The organism is Microbacterium azadirachtae (assembly GCF_000956505.1).
GTDB lineage: Bacteria > Actinomycetota > Actinomycetes > Actinomycetales > Microbacteriaceae > Microbacterium > Microbacterium azadirachtae_A.
In genome coordinates, this window is record NZ_JYIX01000039.1 from 306,903 (window position 1) to 321,213 (window position 14,311).

Sequence of the window (14,311 nt, forward strand, 5' to 3'; positions counted from 1 at the left end):
GAACGAATGGTCCCGTCGCGGGGCGTCGGAAGGCGCCGCACCCCGCGACGGAGTCTGAGGTCAGGCGGCCGCAGCCTCGGCGGGATCGGCCTGACGGGTGGGGACGGCGCCGACGCCGCGGACGAGGCCCAGCTTGCCCGCCGCGATGTACAGGACCATCGACAGGAACAGGCTGATGAGGGACGGGATCCCCCAGGTCACGAAGTAGCCGACGAGCGAGGAGACCAGCCAGACCACGATCGTGGCCGGCACGATGCGCGGCGCGGAGGCGGGCAGCACGCCCTCCTCGCGGCTGGCGTCGAGCTCGCCGCGCCAGCGGCGGACGATGAAGTACTCGGCGACCATGATTCCCGCGATCGGCGGGAACGCCACGCTCAGCACGATGAGGAACTGGGTGAACTGCCCGAGGATCCCTGCCGCCGCGAGGACGGATCCGACGATGCCGAGGACGATCGTCGTCGTCACCCGGTGCAGGTTCTTGCCGAAGGTCGTGGAGACGAAGTTCACGAGGCCCAGGGCCGAGGAGTAGAGGTTCCAGTCGTTGATCTTGAGCGTTCCGGTGATGACGATGATGAGGCCGACCAGCCCCACCGAGCTCGTGACGATCGCGACGATGTCGCCCGACCGCGCGGCGTGGGCGAGCAGCACGCCGGCGAGGCCGATGACGAACTCGCCGAGGGTCACGCCCACGACGGTCTGCTTGATCACGTCGGCGCGGGAGCGGTTGAAGCGCGTCATGTCGCCCGTGATGATGGCGCCCACGATGAGGCCGCCCGCGACGATGCCGGTACCGGCCCAGACGCTGATGTGCGGACCCGGAGCCGGGCTCGTCAGCAGCGTGCCGAGGTCGTGGCGGCTGAGCTCCGAGATCACGGACCAGCCCACGAGCACGAGGAACAGGGGCACGGTGATGTTCGCGAGCCACTGCATGCCGAGGAAGCCGAAGGCGACGATGGCCGTGACGGCGAGGCCGAACAGCAGGCTCCACAGCCAGGTCGGCAGCACGCCGGGCATGAGGGCGTCGAGCGACTGCGCGGAGATCGCGGACTGGATGCCGAACCAGCCGATGAGGCTGATGCCGATCGCGAGCCCCACGAGCGCGGCGCCGATCTCGCCGAAGCCGGTCCAGCGGGCGAGGAGCGCCGTGTTCAGGCCCTCGCGCTGTCCGATGAAGCCGACGATGCACATGATGACCTCGAGGATGACGGATCCGAGCAGGAACGCGAGGGCGGCGTCGCCGAAGGTCATCCCGTAGCCGAGAGTGGCGCCGAGCAGGAACTGCGACAGTGCGGAGACCTGGCCGAAGCGCTGCACGGCGATGCCGAACCAGGGCTTTCGTGCTTCGGGAGTCACGCGGGAGAGGGCGAAGTCGTCGTGCGGCGCGATACGGGCCATGGTGGGTTCCTTCGGGCGGAAGAGGATGGTTCCGCTCACGCTAGTGACGCACCGCCCAGCCCACCATGTGCGATCTGCACTGATCTGGCTATTCGTTCGACAGTGCGCACATTGGGCCCCGCCTGTGTCCTGGTGGCGCTTGCGGCCGCGGCGCGTGTGACTCCTGCGCCCGCCGGGTGCACGGGTTGCTGCCGGGTGCACGGGTTGCTGCCGGGTGCACGGGTCGTTGACGCCGGGTGCCCGTGCGCTCGGCAGGATCCGGTGCACTCGAGCTGTGCCCCCGATTCGAGCGATGCGCGGCTCCGGCCGGTTGTCTGGAATACCAGACAGGACGTCGTCCTGCGCCCTGTCCGAGCGGCGGGTGAGGGTGTGGAATCGTCTCATGCCCCACACTTCCCCCGTCACCATCGGTGCGGCGCCGCTGCGCCCCGAGGATGTCGTCGCCGTCGCCCGCCACCACGCCCCCGTCGCGATCGACGCAGGAGCGCTGGACCGCGTCGCGGCCGCCCGCGGCGTGATCGACGGTCTGGCCGCGGATCCGCACCCGCACTACGGCGTCTCGACCGGCTTCGGCGCCCTCGCCACCACGTTCATCGCGCCCGAGCGTCGTCGTCAGCTGCAGCAGAGCCTGATCCGCTCGCACGCCGCCGGCACCGGCGCCGAGGTCGAGACCGAGGTCATCCGCGCGCTGCAGCTGCTACGCCTGCAGACCCTCGCCTCGGGCCACACGGGTGTGCGCCCCCAGGTCGTCGAGACCTACGCCGCGATGCTCAACGCCGGCATCACCCCGATCGTCCGCGAGTACGGCTCTCTGGGCTGCTCTGGCGACCTCGCCCCGCTCGCGCACATCGCGCTCGCCAGCATGGGTGAGGGTGACGTGCGCAACGCCGCGGGCGACCTCGTCCCCGCCGCCGATGCGCTCGCCATGGCGGGCATCGCGCCGCTCGAGCTCGTGGAGAAGGAGGGCCTCGCCCTCATCAACGGCACCGACGGCATGCTCGGCATGCTCGTGCTCGCCCTGCACGACCTCGAGGACCTCCTCATCACGGCCGACATCTCCGCTGCGATGTCGATCGAGTCGCAGCTCGGCACCGACGCGGTCTTCGCCGCCGACCTCATGGCGCTGCGTCCGCAGATCGGCCAAGCCGTCTCCGCCTCGCACCTGCGCGGGTTCCTCGGATCCTCTCCGATGGTCGCGAGCCACAAGGGCCCCGACGACGGCCGCGTGCAGGACGCCTACTCGCTGCGCTGCTCGCCGCAGGTGCATGGCGCCGCCCGTGACACCGCCTCGTACGCGACCACGATCGCCGAGCGCGAGCTCTCGAGCGTCGTGGACAACCCCGTCGTGACCAGCGACGGCCGCATCGAGTCGAACGGCAACTTCCACGGCGCTCCCGTGGCCGCCGTGCTGGACTTCCTCGCGATCTCCGTCGCCGACGTCGCCTCGGTCGCCGAGCGCCGCACCGACCGCGCCCTCGACCCCGCCCGCAGCCATGGCCTCCCGCCGTTCCTCGCGGACGAGGTAGGCGTCGACTCCGGCCTCATGATCGCGCAGTACGCCGCGGCCGGCATCGTCTCCGAGCTCAAGCGCCTCGCGGTGCCCGCGTCGGTCGACTCCATCCCGTCCTCCGCGATGCAGGAGGATCACGTCTCGATGGGCTGGGCCGCGGCCCGCAAGCTCCGCCGCGCGATCGACGGCCTCGGCCGCGTCCTCGCGATCGAGATCCTCACCGGCGCCCGCGCACTCGACCTGCGCGCGCCGCTCGAGGCCGGCCCCGCCACCGGCGCGGTCCGCGACCTCGTCCGCACCGTGGCCGGAGGCCCCGGCCCCGACCGATTCCTCAGCCCTGACATGGAGGCCGTCGCTGCGCTCGTGCAGTCCGGCCGCATCGCTGCGATTGCGAAGGAGCACGCGAATGACTGACACCACCACCACGGGCCCGACCCTGTCGGATCCGACCCGCTCGATCCGTGCGATCCGCGGCAATGAGCGCACCGCGAAGAGCTGGGGCGCCGAGGCGGCAAAGCGGATGCTCATGAACAACCTCGACCCCGAGGTCGCCGAGCATCCGGAGGACCTCGTCGTCTACGGCGGCACCGGCCGCGCCGCGCGCAGCTGGGAGGCGTACGACGCGATCGTGCGCACTCTCGACGAGCTCGAGCCCGATGAGACTCTGCTCGTGCAGTCCGGCAAGCCGGTCGGCGTGTTCCGCACGCACGAGTGGGCGCCGCGCGTGCTCATCGCCAACTCCAACCTCGTCGGCGACTGGGCGACGTGGCCCGAGTTCCGCAAGCTCGAGGCCGAGGGCCTGATGATGTACGGCCAGATGACGGCCGGATCCTGGATCTACATCGGATCCCAGGGCATCCTGCAGGGCACCTACGAGACGTTCGCGGCGGTCGCCCGCTCGCTCGGCAAGGACTCCCTCAAGGGCACGCTGTCTCTCACCGGCGGCGCGGGCGGCATGGGCGGTGCGCAGCCGCTCGCCGTCACCCTCAACGACGGCGCCTGCCTCATCGTGGACGTCGACGAGTCGCGCCTCGCGCGCCGGGTGGACCACGGCTACCTGGACGTCTACTACACCGACCTCGACGAGGCCATCGCGCGCGCCGTCGCCGCCAAGGAGGCAGGCGAGGCACTGTCCGTCGGCATCGTCGGCAACGCGGCCGAGGTCTTCCCGGAGCTGTTCCGCCGCGGTGTCCCGATCGACATCGTGACGGACCAGACCAGCGCGCACGACCCGCTGGCGTACCTGCCGCTCGGCATCTCGGTGGCGGACTGGAAGGCCGAGGCCGAGCGCGATCCCGAGGAGTTCACGCGCCGCTCCCGTGAGTCCATGGCTGCGCACGTCGCCGCCATGGTCGCGTTCCAGGACGCGGGCGCCGCGGTGTTCGACTACGGCAACTCGATCCGCGCCGAGGCGGTCCTGGGAGGCTTCGACCGCGCGTTCGAGTTCCCCGGCTTCGTCCCGGCGTACATCCGCCCGCAGTTCGAAGAGGGCCGCGGTCCCTTCCGCTGGGCAGCGCTCTCGGGCGACCCCGAGGACATCTACAAGACCGACCGTGCGATCGCGGAGCTCTTCCCGGAGGACGCCGCCCTGCACCGCTGGCTGGAGAAGGCCAGTGAGAAGGTCCACTTCGAAGGCCTGCCCGCCCGCATCTGCTGGCTGGGTTACAAGGAGCGCCACCTCGCCGGCCTCAAGTTCAACGAGATGGTCGCCTCCGGCGAGCTCGCGGCTCCCATCGTGATCGGCCGCGACCACCTCGACTCCGGCTCGGTCGCCAGCCCGTACCGCGAGACCGAGGCCATGAAGGACGGATCCGACGCGATCGCCGACTGGCCGCTGCTCAACGCGCTGCTGAACACGGCCTCCGGCGCGAGCTGGGTCTCGCTGCACCACGGCGGCGGCGTCGGCATCGGCCGCTCCATCCACGCCGGTCAGGTGACCGTGGCGGACGGATCCGCGCTGGCCGCCGAGAAGCTCGAGCGCGTGCTCACGAACGACCCCGGCACCGGCGTCATGCGTCACGTCGACGCGGGCTACGACCACGCGAAGGACATCGCGCGCGAGCGCGGTCTCAAGGTCCCGATGGGGCTCTGAGCCGGGCTCGGACACAGACGGCGTCCCGCTCTGCGCACCTCGTCGGGGGATGGGGGAACGCAGGGCGGGGCGCGACCACCCACCGTGTCCCACTTTTGGCCGGCCGATGTCCCGGTTCTGGCTCCTCAGAAGCCGGATCCGGAGCCGAAAGTGGGACATGATCGAGCAGTGGCGACACCAATCGCGGAGGACACATGCGGATCCTGATCACGAACATCGGCGAACTCACGACGAACGCCCCGGTCCCTGAGCATGTCGAAGCGGGCGACGACCCCTGCGGCACCCTCCACGACGCCGCCGTGCTCATCGACGGGGACCGGATCGCATGGGTCGGCCCGGCAGCGGACGCGCCGGACGCCGAGGAGACGATCGACGCCGAGGGGCGTGCGGTGATCCCCGGTTTCGTGGACAGCCACAGCCACCTCGTCTTCGGCGGCGACCGCGCCGCGGAGTTCGAGGCACGGATGCAGGGCCAGAAGTATGCCGCCGGCGGCATCCGTTCCACGGTCGCCGCGACCAGGGCCGCGACCGACGACGAACTGCGGATCCGCCTGCGCGGATTCCTGGACGAGATGCTCGCGCAGGGCACCACGACCGTGGAGATCAAGAGCGGCTACGGTCTCGACGTCGCGACCGAGGAGCGCCTGGTGCGCCTTGCGGCCGAAGTCACCCCCGAGGTCACCTTCCTGGGCGCGCACGTCGTGCCGGCCGAGTACGCCGATCGCGGCGACGACTACGTCGCGCTCGTGACAGGCGAGATGCTCGATGCCTGCGCTCCGCATGCCAAGTGGATCGACGTGTTCTGCGAGACCGGGGCGTTCACCGTGCCCCAGTCGCGTCGCGTGCTCGAGGCCGGCATCGCCCGCGGGCTGCAGCCGCGCGTGCACGCGAGCCAGCTCGGCCCCGGAGAGGGCGTGCAGCTGGCCGTCGAACTCGGTGCCGCCTCGATCGATCACGGCACCTACCTCACCGAGGACGACGTGACCGCGCTCGCCGGGTCCGAGACCGTGCTCACGCTGCTGCCCGGCGTCGAGTTCTCCACCCGGCAGCCCTATCCCGACGCCCGCCGGCTCATCGACGCCGGCGTGACCGTGGCGATCGCGTGCGACACGAACCCGGGTTCGAGCTTCACCTCGTCGATGCCGTTCTGCATCGCGGTCGCCGTGCGCGACATGCGGATGACGGTCGCCGAGGCGATCCACGCGGCGACGGCCGGGGGAGCGGCGGCCCTGCGCCGCACCGACATCGGCCGCATCGCCCCGGGCCTGCGCGCCGACCTGGTGCTGCTGAAGAGCCCGAGCCGCGTGCACCTGGCCTACCGTCCCGGCGTGCCGCTCGTGGACGCCGTGTGGAAGGACGGCGTGCGCGCGGTCTGAGACGAAACGCGGTTTCCCGAAGGATCACCGCGTTTCGTCTCGCTCCGGCTGCGCCGGCGCTCGCTCAACGAGCCCGGGGATGCGGTCTCAGCCCAGCGCGTCGGCGCAGACCACGGCGGCCGCCGCCGACCAGGCCTGCGGGCGGCACGATGCGGGATACGGCACGGGGGTGACGCCAGGGGTGCGGGCGTCGCCGGCGTGCAGCTCCGGCATCCGGTAGTCGAAGCCCTCTGCGGCGTCCACGAGCTGACGGGCGACCGCGGCCGCCTCGTCGCGGAGACCAGCGCGGAGCATCCCGTGCACGGCGACCGCGGTGTCGTGCGCCCAGACGCTGCCGCCGTGGTAGCTGAGCGGCCAGAATCCCGCCGCCCCCGACGACATCGTGCGGATCCCGAAGCCGCTCGACATCGAGTCGCCGAGCAGGAGGTCCGCGCATGCGTGCTCCTCCTCGGGATCCAGCAGCCCCGTGCCGATCAGGTGGCCGATGTTGCTCGTGAGGGTGTCGACCGCGGCGCCGTGCGCATCGAGTGCGATCGCCGGGTAGCGCCCCTCGGGCGTCGTCACCCAGTAGGAGGCGCGGAACCGGGCGCGCAGGTCCGCGGCCCAGGTGCGCAGCGCGTCGCCGCCGTCCTCGCCCAGGGCATCGAGCAGATCGGCGCCCCGCACTGCGGCCTCGTAGGCGTAGGCCTGCACCTCACTGAGCGCGATCGGGCCCTCGGCGAGCCGGCCGTTGCGCCACTGGATCGAATCGCCGGAGTCCTTCCAGCCCTGGTTCGCGAGGCCGTGTCCTGTCTCGTCGACATAGTCGATGAATCCGGATCCGCTCGCGTCGCCGTGCTCGGTCATCCAGCCCAGCGCCGCGCGCAGGCTCGGCAGCAGGTCGCGCACCTCGGCCTCTGGCATGCCCGCGTCGCGCGCGTCGGCGAGCAGGCACACCCAGAGCGGGGTGGCGTCGACCGTGCCGTAGTACAGCGGGGGGAGGTGCACGCCCTCGTTCGGCAGCGACAGTGCGCCGCTGCGCAGCTCGTGCGGGATCTTGCCGGGGGCCTCGGCGGTGGCCGGATCCTTCTTCGTGCCCTGCAGACGGGCGAGGACCCGCAGCGTGGACGCGGCGATCGCCGGATCCTGGCTCAGCGCGAGTCGCGCGGCCCAGATCGAGTCGCGGCCGAACAGCGTGAAGAACCAGGGTGCGCCCGCGGCGTAGAACGCGTCGTCCGGGTGCGCCGGCAGGGCGAGGCGCAGCGCGGCGAGGTCGCCGGCGGCGCGGTCCAGCCAGCGGTGCAGGCGCGGATCGCTCGTCGAGGGAACCGCGGCCCTGGCCTCCGTCGCCGGCGCCGTCACCACGAGGGCCGCGTCCTCGAGCGACAGAGCGAAGGAGAACTCGACCGCCGCACGCGGCGCGAGCACGGTCGTCCAGCGGATCGCGATCGCCGCTCCCTCGACCCCGATCGTCGCGCCCGGAGCCGTCAGCGCGAACGATGCCGAGCCCGAGGACGCGCGTTCTCCGTCCCAGCCCCAGGCCCCGTCGTCGGGGAGCCCCGCTTTGACGCGCTGCAGCGGCTCGAAGTCGGGCACGAGCGTCACGGTCAGCGCGACGGGAACGGGCACCTCGCGGTGCGAGGAGACCACGATCCGCTCGACGACCTCGCCGGCGCGCACCGTGCGCGTGCGGTCGAGCCGCACCTTCGGGTCGGGCTGGTCGTCGTCGATGCCGCGCAGCACGGCCGCGAAGACGGCCTGCTGGGGGGCGGGGGAGGAGCCGGCGATCGTCTCGATCGCCGTGCCCTCGACGGCGATGGTCAGCGCGCGCACGTGCCGCACGTCGCCGTGATAGACGCCGTGGATCGGCGCGGACCCCATATCTCCGGTCTCGTCCGACCACACCTGGGTCGGCGCCTGGAGGGCGATCACGGCGTCGTTCAGGAGGGGCTGCAGCGGGGTGTCGGTCATGGGGCTCCTTCGTGAGGGGCGATGCGCGGGCGGTCGGCCCGACGGGCGGTGTTCAGGACAGTGAGAGGGAGGGAAGGACGTGGGCGGGAAGGACGCGGGCGGGCAGGCGCTCCTCGACGCCGTCGGCCGAGACGGACCAGGCGCCCGCGCCGGGGCGCTCGGCCACGACCTCGACGAGCGCGGTGCCGCGGTAGAGCAGGCCGGCGCCCTCCTCGACGCCGTACCCGGGCGGGATCCGGCCCGCCGCGATGGCGTCGCGGAAGGCCGGCCGCCGGGTCGGCTGCGAGTCGTGGTGGGGGCTGAAGGATCCGGGCAGGAGGCCGAGGCCGTCGGCGACCACCTGCGCGTCGGGGCCGAACGACGTGGTCGTGCCGCCGCTGTGCCAGCACAGTCCGCCGGCGGATCCGCCCGCGAGCACGACGCCGGCCTTCCACGCCTGCCGCAGCAGATCGTCGAGCCCGTGCGCGCGCCAGAGGGCGAGCAGGTTCACGACGCTGCCGCCGCTCACCCAGATCACGTCGCGGCTGAGCACATGCTCGGCGAGGCGCTCGTGGTTCGGGTGCGGGAACAGCCGGATGTGGCTGCCCTCGACGCCGGCCGCGCGCGCCGCCTCAAGCTCCGCGCCCTCGACGAACCGCGGATCGCCTCCGGCGGTGTTCACGTGCGCGACCCGTGGTGTGCGTCCCGCGACGCCGGCGAGCTCGATCGCGAAGTGCAGCAGGGGCCCGTAGGCGGTGTCCTGCCACCCTCCGTCGACCATGCCTCCGCAGGTGGCGAGGATCGTAGGCTCCTGGGCCGTCACTCCTTCACCGCCCCGTCGCTCGAGTTCATGATCCGCTTCTGGAAGAGGAAGAACATCACGGCCACCGGGATCGTCATGATGATCGCCGCGGCGAGCTTGAGCGGGTACTGACGGCCCTGACTGAGCTGTCCGTTCGCGAGCTGCGCCACGCCCTTCGTGAGGGTCGTGAGCTCGGGCGACTGCGTCGACACGATGAAGTGCCCCAGCTCGTTCCAGGATCCCTGGAAGGACAGGATCACGATCGTGATCAGCGCAGGACGAGCCATCGGCAGCACGACGGACCAGAACACGCGGAAGGTGCCGGCGCCGTCGATCCGCGCCTGCTCCTCGACCGATGCCGGGATCGACTCGAAGAAGTTCTTCATGATGAACACCCCGGCGGCGTCGACGAGGAGCGGCAGGATCATGCCCGCGTAGGAGTCGTACATGCCGAGGGTGTTGATCACCAGGAACTTCGGGATCAGCAGCACGACGGCAGGAACGCTCATCACGGCGATGAGTCCGGCGAACACGGCGTTCCGTCCACGGAAGCGGAGACGCGCGAGCGCGTAGCCCGCGAGCGAGTTGAAGAACACCCGGCCCGCCGTCACCACGATGGTCACGATCACCGAGTTCTTGAACCAGGTGGGGAAGTCGCTGCGCAGGAACAGCTGCGTGTACGCCTCCGTCGTGAAGGTCTGCGGCACCAGCGTGAGCGGGCTCGCCGCCGCGTCCGGATCTGTCTTGAAGCTCGTGGCGACCTGGATCAGGAACGGGTAGATGTACACGAGTGCGAGAGCGATGAGCAGCGCGTACAGGATGGAGGTGGAGGCGATCCGCACCGTGCTGCGGCGCTTGCGGCGCGCGACGAACGGGGCGGGAGCGGTGGCGGTCATCGCGGGGCTCCTTCGCTCGCGGCGGGCGCCCTGTCGGGGGACGCCGCGCGGGCGGCGGCACGCTCGGCCGCCTCCAGGTACGGCCGGTTTCGGCGGCGCGAGACGGCGCGCTCGCGCAGCACCCAGCGCTGCACCAGCGTGAAGACCATGATGATCACGAACAGGATGAATGCGATCGCGGCGCCCTGGCCCCATTCCTGGTTGAGGAACGAGGACTGGTACGACTGGTACGCGGGCGTGATGGTGGTCTTGGCGGGCTGACCCCTGGTGCCGGTGTAGATCTGGTCGAAGATCTGCCAGCAGCCGATGAGGCCCAGCGTGAGCACGGTGAACAGGGTCGGCCGCAGCTGCGGCAGGGTGACCCGCCAGAACCGCTGCCAGCCGTTCGCGCCGTCCATCATCGCCGCTTCCTGCACCTCGCCCGAGATGTTCTGCAGCGCGGCGAGGAAGAGCAGCATGAATGTGCCGCTCGTGGTGAAGATCGCCATGATGATGTAGACGCACATCGCGACGCTGGGGCCGCCGATCCAGTCCCAGAACGAGACGCCGAGGAAGCTTCCCTGCGTGAGCGCCGCAGGCCCGCTCGTGACACCGAAGTGCAGGATCCCGGACGGGTCGTTGAGCCAGTTCGGCCCGTTGATCCCGAGCCATCCGAGCGCCGCGTTGACCGCGCCGGTCGTGGAGAACAGGAACAGGAACAGGACGGTGATCGCGACGGAGCTGGTCACCGAGGGGAAGTAGAACGCCGTGCGGAAGAAGCCGCGCCCCTTGAGGATCTGCCGGTTCACGAGCACCGCGAGGAACAGGCTCAGCGCGGTCTGGCTGGGGACCACGAGGATCACGTACCAGGCGTTGTTCTTCAGGCTCATGCCGAAGTCGGCCTCGGCGAGTCCGCCGCCGAGCAGCAGTGCGGCGTAGTTCTTCAGGCCGACGAACGAGACGCCGCCGGAGAAGGGCGAGCCCCGCCCGCCCCAGTCGCTCACGCTCACCCAGAGCGCCATGAGGACCGGGACGACCAGGAACAGGCCGAGCAGGATCAGCATCGGGGCGGTGAAGAGCCACCCCGACGCGGTCTCACCGCGCCGCAGACCCTGGTGGCCCGCGGGGCGACGAGACCGCACGGTGGAGGAGGCCATGATTACTTGGTCAGAGCTTCCAGGTTCTTCTGCGCGGCGTCGAGGATCGCCTTCGGGTCGCCGGTCGCGAGCGAGCCGAGCTTGCCGTTGAAGTCGGTCACGACGTCGCTCGCGCCCTTGGCCGTGGGCACGCCCTGGGCGTAGTCCGCGCCGTTCAGGAACGGGACGAGCGGTGCGTTGTCCTTCTTCCACTGGTCCGCGGCCGACTTGATCGACGGCATCGGGCCGAACGCCTTCGAGAAGGCGAGCTGGCTGTCGGCGCTGGTCAGGTGCTCGACGAGGTCGAGAGCAGCCTTCTGGTTCTTGCTGTCGGCGGAGATGCCCCAGCAGTTCGTGAACTGCAGCGTGCCCTTCTTGCCGTCGGGGCCGGCGGGCAGCTCGACCGCCTTGTACTTCACGGTCGGGTAATCGCTGGTCATGGCGCCGGTGATCCAGTTGCCCTCCACGACCATCGCGGCCTTCTGGGTGCCGAGGGCCTCGCCGCCCCAGCCGGATCCGAGATCGGCCGCGAACTTCATCGAGCCGTCGTTGAGCAGGCCCTTGAGGTAGTCGAGCGCCTTCACGTTGCCCTCGGCGTCGGCGGTGGCCTTGGTGGAGTCGGCGTTCATGAGACCGCCGCCGGCGGCGACCATGAAGGCGCCGACGCGGGCGTATTCGCCGCTCATCGAGAGCCCCACGTGTCCGTCGGCGGTGAGCTTCTTCGAGACGGCCGCGAGCTCGTCCCAGGTCTTGGGGATGTCGGCGTCGGTGAGCCCCGCCTGCGTCCACATGTCGGTGTTGATGACCAGCTGCAGCGTGGAGAAGTCCTTCGGCGCGCAGTAGAGCTTGCCGTCGTAGGTGAAGGACTTGAGCAGGCTCGGGTAGAAGTCGTCCTTGTTCTTGAGCTGGTCGCCGTACGCGAGCAGGGATCCGTTCGACGCGTATCCGGCGAGGGCGTCGGTGGACTGGTAGAACACGTCAGCGGGGGAGCCGGAGGCGAATCCCTGCGAGAGCTGCTGGTTGAGGTCGCTCGCCGCGGTCACGGTCGCCTTGACGCCCGAGGTCTTCGACCACGCGGAGACCGCGTCGTTGACGGCCTTGGTCTCGGCGTCGCCGGACGATCCGATGAGGATGCTCAGCGGCTTGTCGGACGAGGTGAGCGTCGAGTCTCCGGTGGCGCTCCCGCCGCCGGAGAACCCGGAACCGCATCCGGTGAGGGCGATCGCGCCCGCGAGGACGAGCGCCCCGGCCCCGATCGCGGCGCGTGTGCTGTGCCGTGTCATGTCTCTTCTCCCTTGATGAGCATCGGTGAGGATGTGTGCTTCTGGTGACGACAGGACGTCGTCGTAGAAATTTGAACGATCAAACTCTGTGTCGAATACGCTAGGCGGCAGGAGCCCGGGGTGTCAAGGTGGGAAGGTGGTCCCGGGTCCGGGACCGGATCCGCGGAGGGAGAGACATGGTCAGGACGCCGACCGTCGAAGACGTGGCGCTGCGCGCCGGTGTGTCGCGGCAGACCGTGTCGAACGTGCTGAACACGCCGACCATCGTGAAGCCCGCCACGCGCGAGCGCGTGCAGCAGGCCATCGTCGAGCTCGGCTACCGACGTCATGCCGCAGCCCGTCAGTTGCGCACCCGCCGCAGTTCGACGATAGGTATCCACCTGGATCCCTACGTCGGCGGCGTCTCCGGCGTCGTGCTGGACCGCTTCGTGCACGCCCTCACCGAACGCGCGAGCGAGCGCGGCATGCGCATGCTCGTGTACGCCGCCCGCACGGCCGGCGACGAGATCGCCCGGCTCGCCGAGCTCTGGGAGGGCTCCGAGATCGACGCCGCGATCATCACCGGCACGTTCCACGGCGACCCGCGCACTCGCTGGCTGGGCGAGGCCCGGCTGCCTTTCGTCGCGTTCGGCCGCCCCTGGGGCGAGGACGACCTCGCGGCCCCCGAGCATCTGTGGGTCGACGTCGACGGCGCCGCCGGCACGCGCGCCGCCACGGAGCACGCGCTGGGTTTCGGACCGAGGGTCGCGTTCCTGGGCTGGCCGACGGGCTCGGGCACCGGCGACGATCGCGAACGCGGCTGGCGCGAGGCGATGGCCGCGGCCGGAGCCAAGGGCCCGCGGTGGACCACCGAGGAGGACGTCGCGAGGGCGCGGGCCGTGGTGGCGGGCGCGGGCGTGGACGTGGACGCGGTGGTCTGCGCGAGCGACTCCCTCGCGATCGGTGCGCTCCTCGCGCAGGCGGGGGGATCCGCGAGGGTGCCCGTGATCGGCTTCGACAACACGCCGACCGCCGAGGCGCTCGGCTTCTCGAGCGTGGAGCAGCGCCCCGAGGACGTCGCGGCGGCGACGCTGGAGCTGCTCATGGGCCCGACCGGCGAGGCGGTGACCCCGCGGGATGTGCGGGCGGGCACCGCGCACGCGCTGATCGAGCCGCGCCTCGTCGTCCGCTAGCGGGGCGGCGGGACGGGCCGCGCCGCATCGTGCGCGGGAGCGGATCCGGATCCGTCGCCCGCGACCGCAGGATCGGGCATAGCGTGGAGGCATGGCACGGATCCTGATCTTCGGCGGCCACGGCAAGGTGGCCCTCCTGCTCGAACCCCTCCTCACGGCACGCGGCGACCAGGTGACCGCGGTGATCCGCGATGCCGGTCAGATCGACGACGTGCGGGCGACAGGGGCGGATCCCGTCGTCTTCGACGCCGAATCCGCATCGCGGGAGGCGATGGCGACGCTGATCGCCGACCACGACGCGGTCGTGTGGTCGGCCGGCGCGGGAGGCGGATCCGCGGAGCGCACCATCGCCGTCGACCTCGACGCCGCGGTCCGGTCCATGGCGGCGGCGGCCGACGCCGGCGTCGGCCGGTACGTGATGGTGTCGTACTTCGGGTCCTCGCCTGCGCACGGGATCCCCGCGACGGACTCGTTCCACGCCTACGCCGAGGCGAAGGCCGCGGCCGATGAGGCACTGCGTGCGACGGCGCTCGACTGGACCGTGCTCGGACCGAGCCGGCTGACGCTCGAGGCGCCGACAGGCCGGATCGACGCGACGTCGGAGACCTCGGGCAGCGTCTCTCGCGCCGACGTCGCTCAGGTGATCGCGCAGACGCTCGTCGAGCCGGCGACCATCCGTCGCACGATCCGGTTCAACGAAGGGGATCGGCCGATCGACCAGGCGCTGCGGGAGCTCTGAGG

At 71.0% G+C, this 14,311-nt stretch carries 11 protein-coding genes; 5 read left to right on the forward strand and 6 right to left on the reverse strand.

Annotated elements, in window-relative coordinates:
- Positions 1 to 60: 60 nt before the first annotated feature.
- Complete coding sequence (locus tag RS86_RS17675) at positions 61 to 1,395, reverse strand: purine-cytosine permease family protein (RefSeq protein WP_045273542.1); 1,335 nt, start codon at positions 1,393 to 1,395, stop codon at positions 61 to 63.
- 382 nt (positions 1,396 to 1,777) lie between these two features.
- On the opposite strand from RS86_RS17675, the gene hutH reads away from it, so the two are divergent.
- The 3 genes from hutH to hutI all read left to right on the forward strand — a co-directional run bounded on the left by hutH (position 1,778) and on the right by hutI (position 6,373).
- A complete protein-coding gene (gene hutH, locus RS86_RS17680) occupies positions 1,778 to 3,319 on the forward strand; it encodes a histidine ammonia-lyase (RefSeq protein WP_045273543.1) in 1,542 nt (513 codons plus the stop codon).
- Positions 3,312 to 4,997, forward strand: a complete 1,686-nt coding sequence (hutU, locus tag RS86_RS17685) for a urocanate hydratase (protein WP_045273544.1) — start codon at positions 3,312 to 3,314, stop codon at positions 4,995 to 4,997. The genes hutH and hutU overlap by 8 nt, the downstream gene beginning before the upstream one ends.
- 194 nt (positions 4,998 to 5,191) lie before the next feature.
- On the forward strand, positions 5,192 to 6,373 hold the full coding sequence (gene hutI / locus RS86_RS17690) for an imidazolonepropionase (protein WP_045273545.1): 1,182 nt from the start codon (positions 5,192 to 5,194) through the stop codon (positions 6,371 to 6,373).
- An 87-nt stretch (positions 6,374 to 6,460) separates the two neighbouring features.
- On the opposite strand, the gene RS86_RS17695 is transcribed toward hutI, so the two are convergent.
- The 5 genes from RS86_RS17695 to RS86_RS17715 are packed head-to-tail and all read right to left on the reverse strand — an operon-like array spanning position 6,461 to position 12,398.
- Positions 6,461 to 8,323: a glycogen debranching N-terminal domain-containing protein gene (locus tag RS86_RS17695; RefSeq protein ID WP_045273546.1), complete on the reverse strand. Its 1,863-nt coding sequence runs from the start codon at positions 8,321 to 8,323 to the stop codon at positions 6,461 to 6,463.
- A gap of 52 nt (positions 8,324 to 8,375) precedes the next feature.
- Positions 8,376 to 9,083 carry a peptidase E gene (locus RS86_RS17700; RefSeq protein ID WP_235281821.1) on the reverse strand — a complete coding sequence of 236 codons (708 nt, stop codon included), beginning with the start codon at positions 9,081 to 9,083 and terminating at the stop codon, positions 8,376 to 8,378.
- A gap of 38 nt (positions 9,084 to 9,121) precedes the next feature.
- Positions 9,122 to 10,000, reverse strand: a complete 879-nt coding sequence (locus RS86_RS17705) for a carbohydrate ABC transporter permease (RefSeq protein WP_045273548.1) — start codon at positions 9,998 to 10,000, stop codon at positions 9,122 to 9,124.
- Positions 9,997 to 11,136 carry a carbohydrate ABC transporter permease gene (locus tag RS86_RS17710; protein ID WP_045273549.1) on the reverse strand — a complete coding sequence of 380 codons (1,140 nt, stop codon included), beginning with the start codon at positions 11,134 to 11,136 and terminating at the stop codon, positions 9,997 to 9,999. The genes RS86_RS17705 and RS86_RS17710 overlap by 4 nt, the downstream gene beginning before the upstream one ends.
- A gap of 2 nt (positions 11,137 to 11,138) precedes the next feature.
- Positions 11,139 to 12,398, reverse strand: coding sequence for a sugar ABC transporter substrate-binding protein (locus RS86_RS17715; protein WP_045273550.1), 1,260 nt, complete (start codon positions 12,396 to 12,398; stop codon positions 11,139 to 11,141).
- Positions 12,399 to 12,574: 176 nt separating this feature from the next.
- Here RS86_RS17715 and RS86_RS17720 point away from each other — a divergent pair, with 176 nt between their 5' ends.
- Both RS86_RS17720 and RS86_RS17725 read left to right on the forward strand, forming a co-directional pair.
- Positions 12,575 to 13,570: a LacI family DNA-binding transcriptional regulator gene (locus RS86_RS17720; protein WP_045273551.1), complete on the forward strand. Its 996-nt coding sequence runs from the start codon at positions 12,575 to 12,577 to the stop codon at positions 13,568 to 13,570.
- 91 nt (positions 13,571 to 13,661) lie between these two features.
- Positions 13,662 to 14,309 carry an NAD(P)-dependent oxidoreductase gene (locus RS86_RS17725; protein ID WP_045273552.1) on the forward strand — a complete coding sequence of 216 codons (648 nt, stop codon included), beginning with the start codon at positions 13,662 to 13,664 and terminating at the stop codon, positions 14,307 to 14,309.
- Positions 14,310 to 14,311 lie beyond the last annotated feature (2 nt).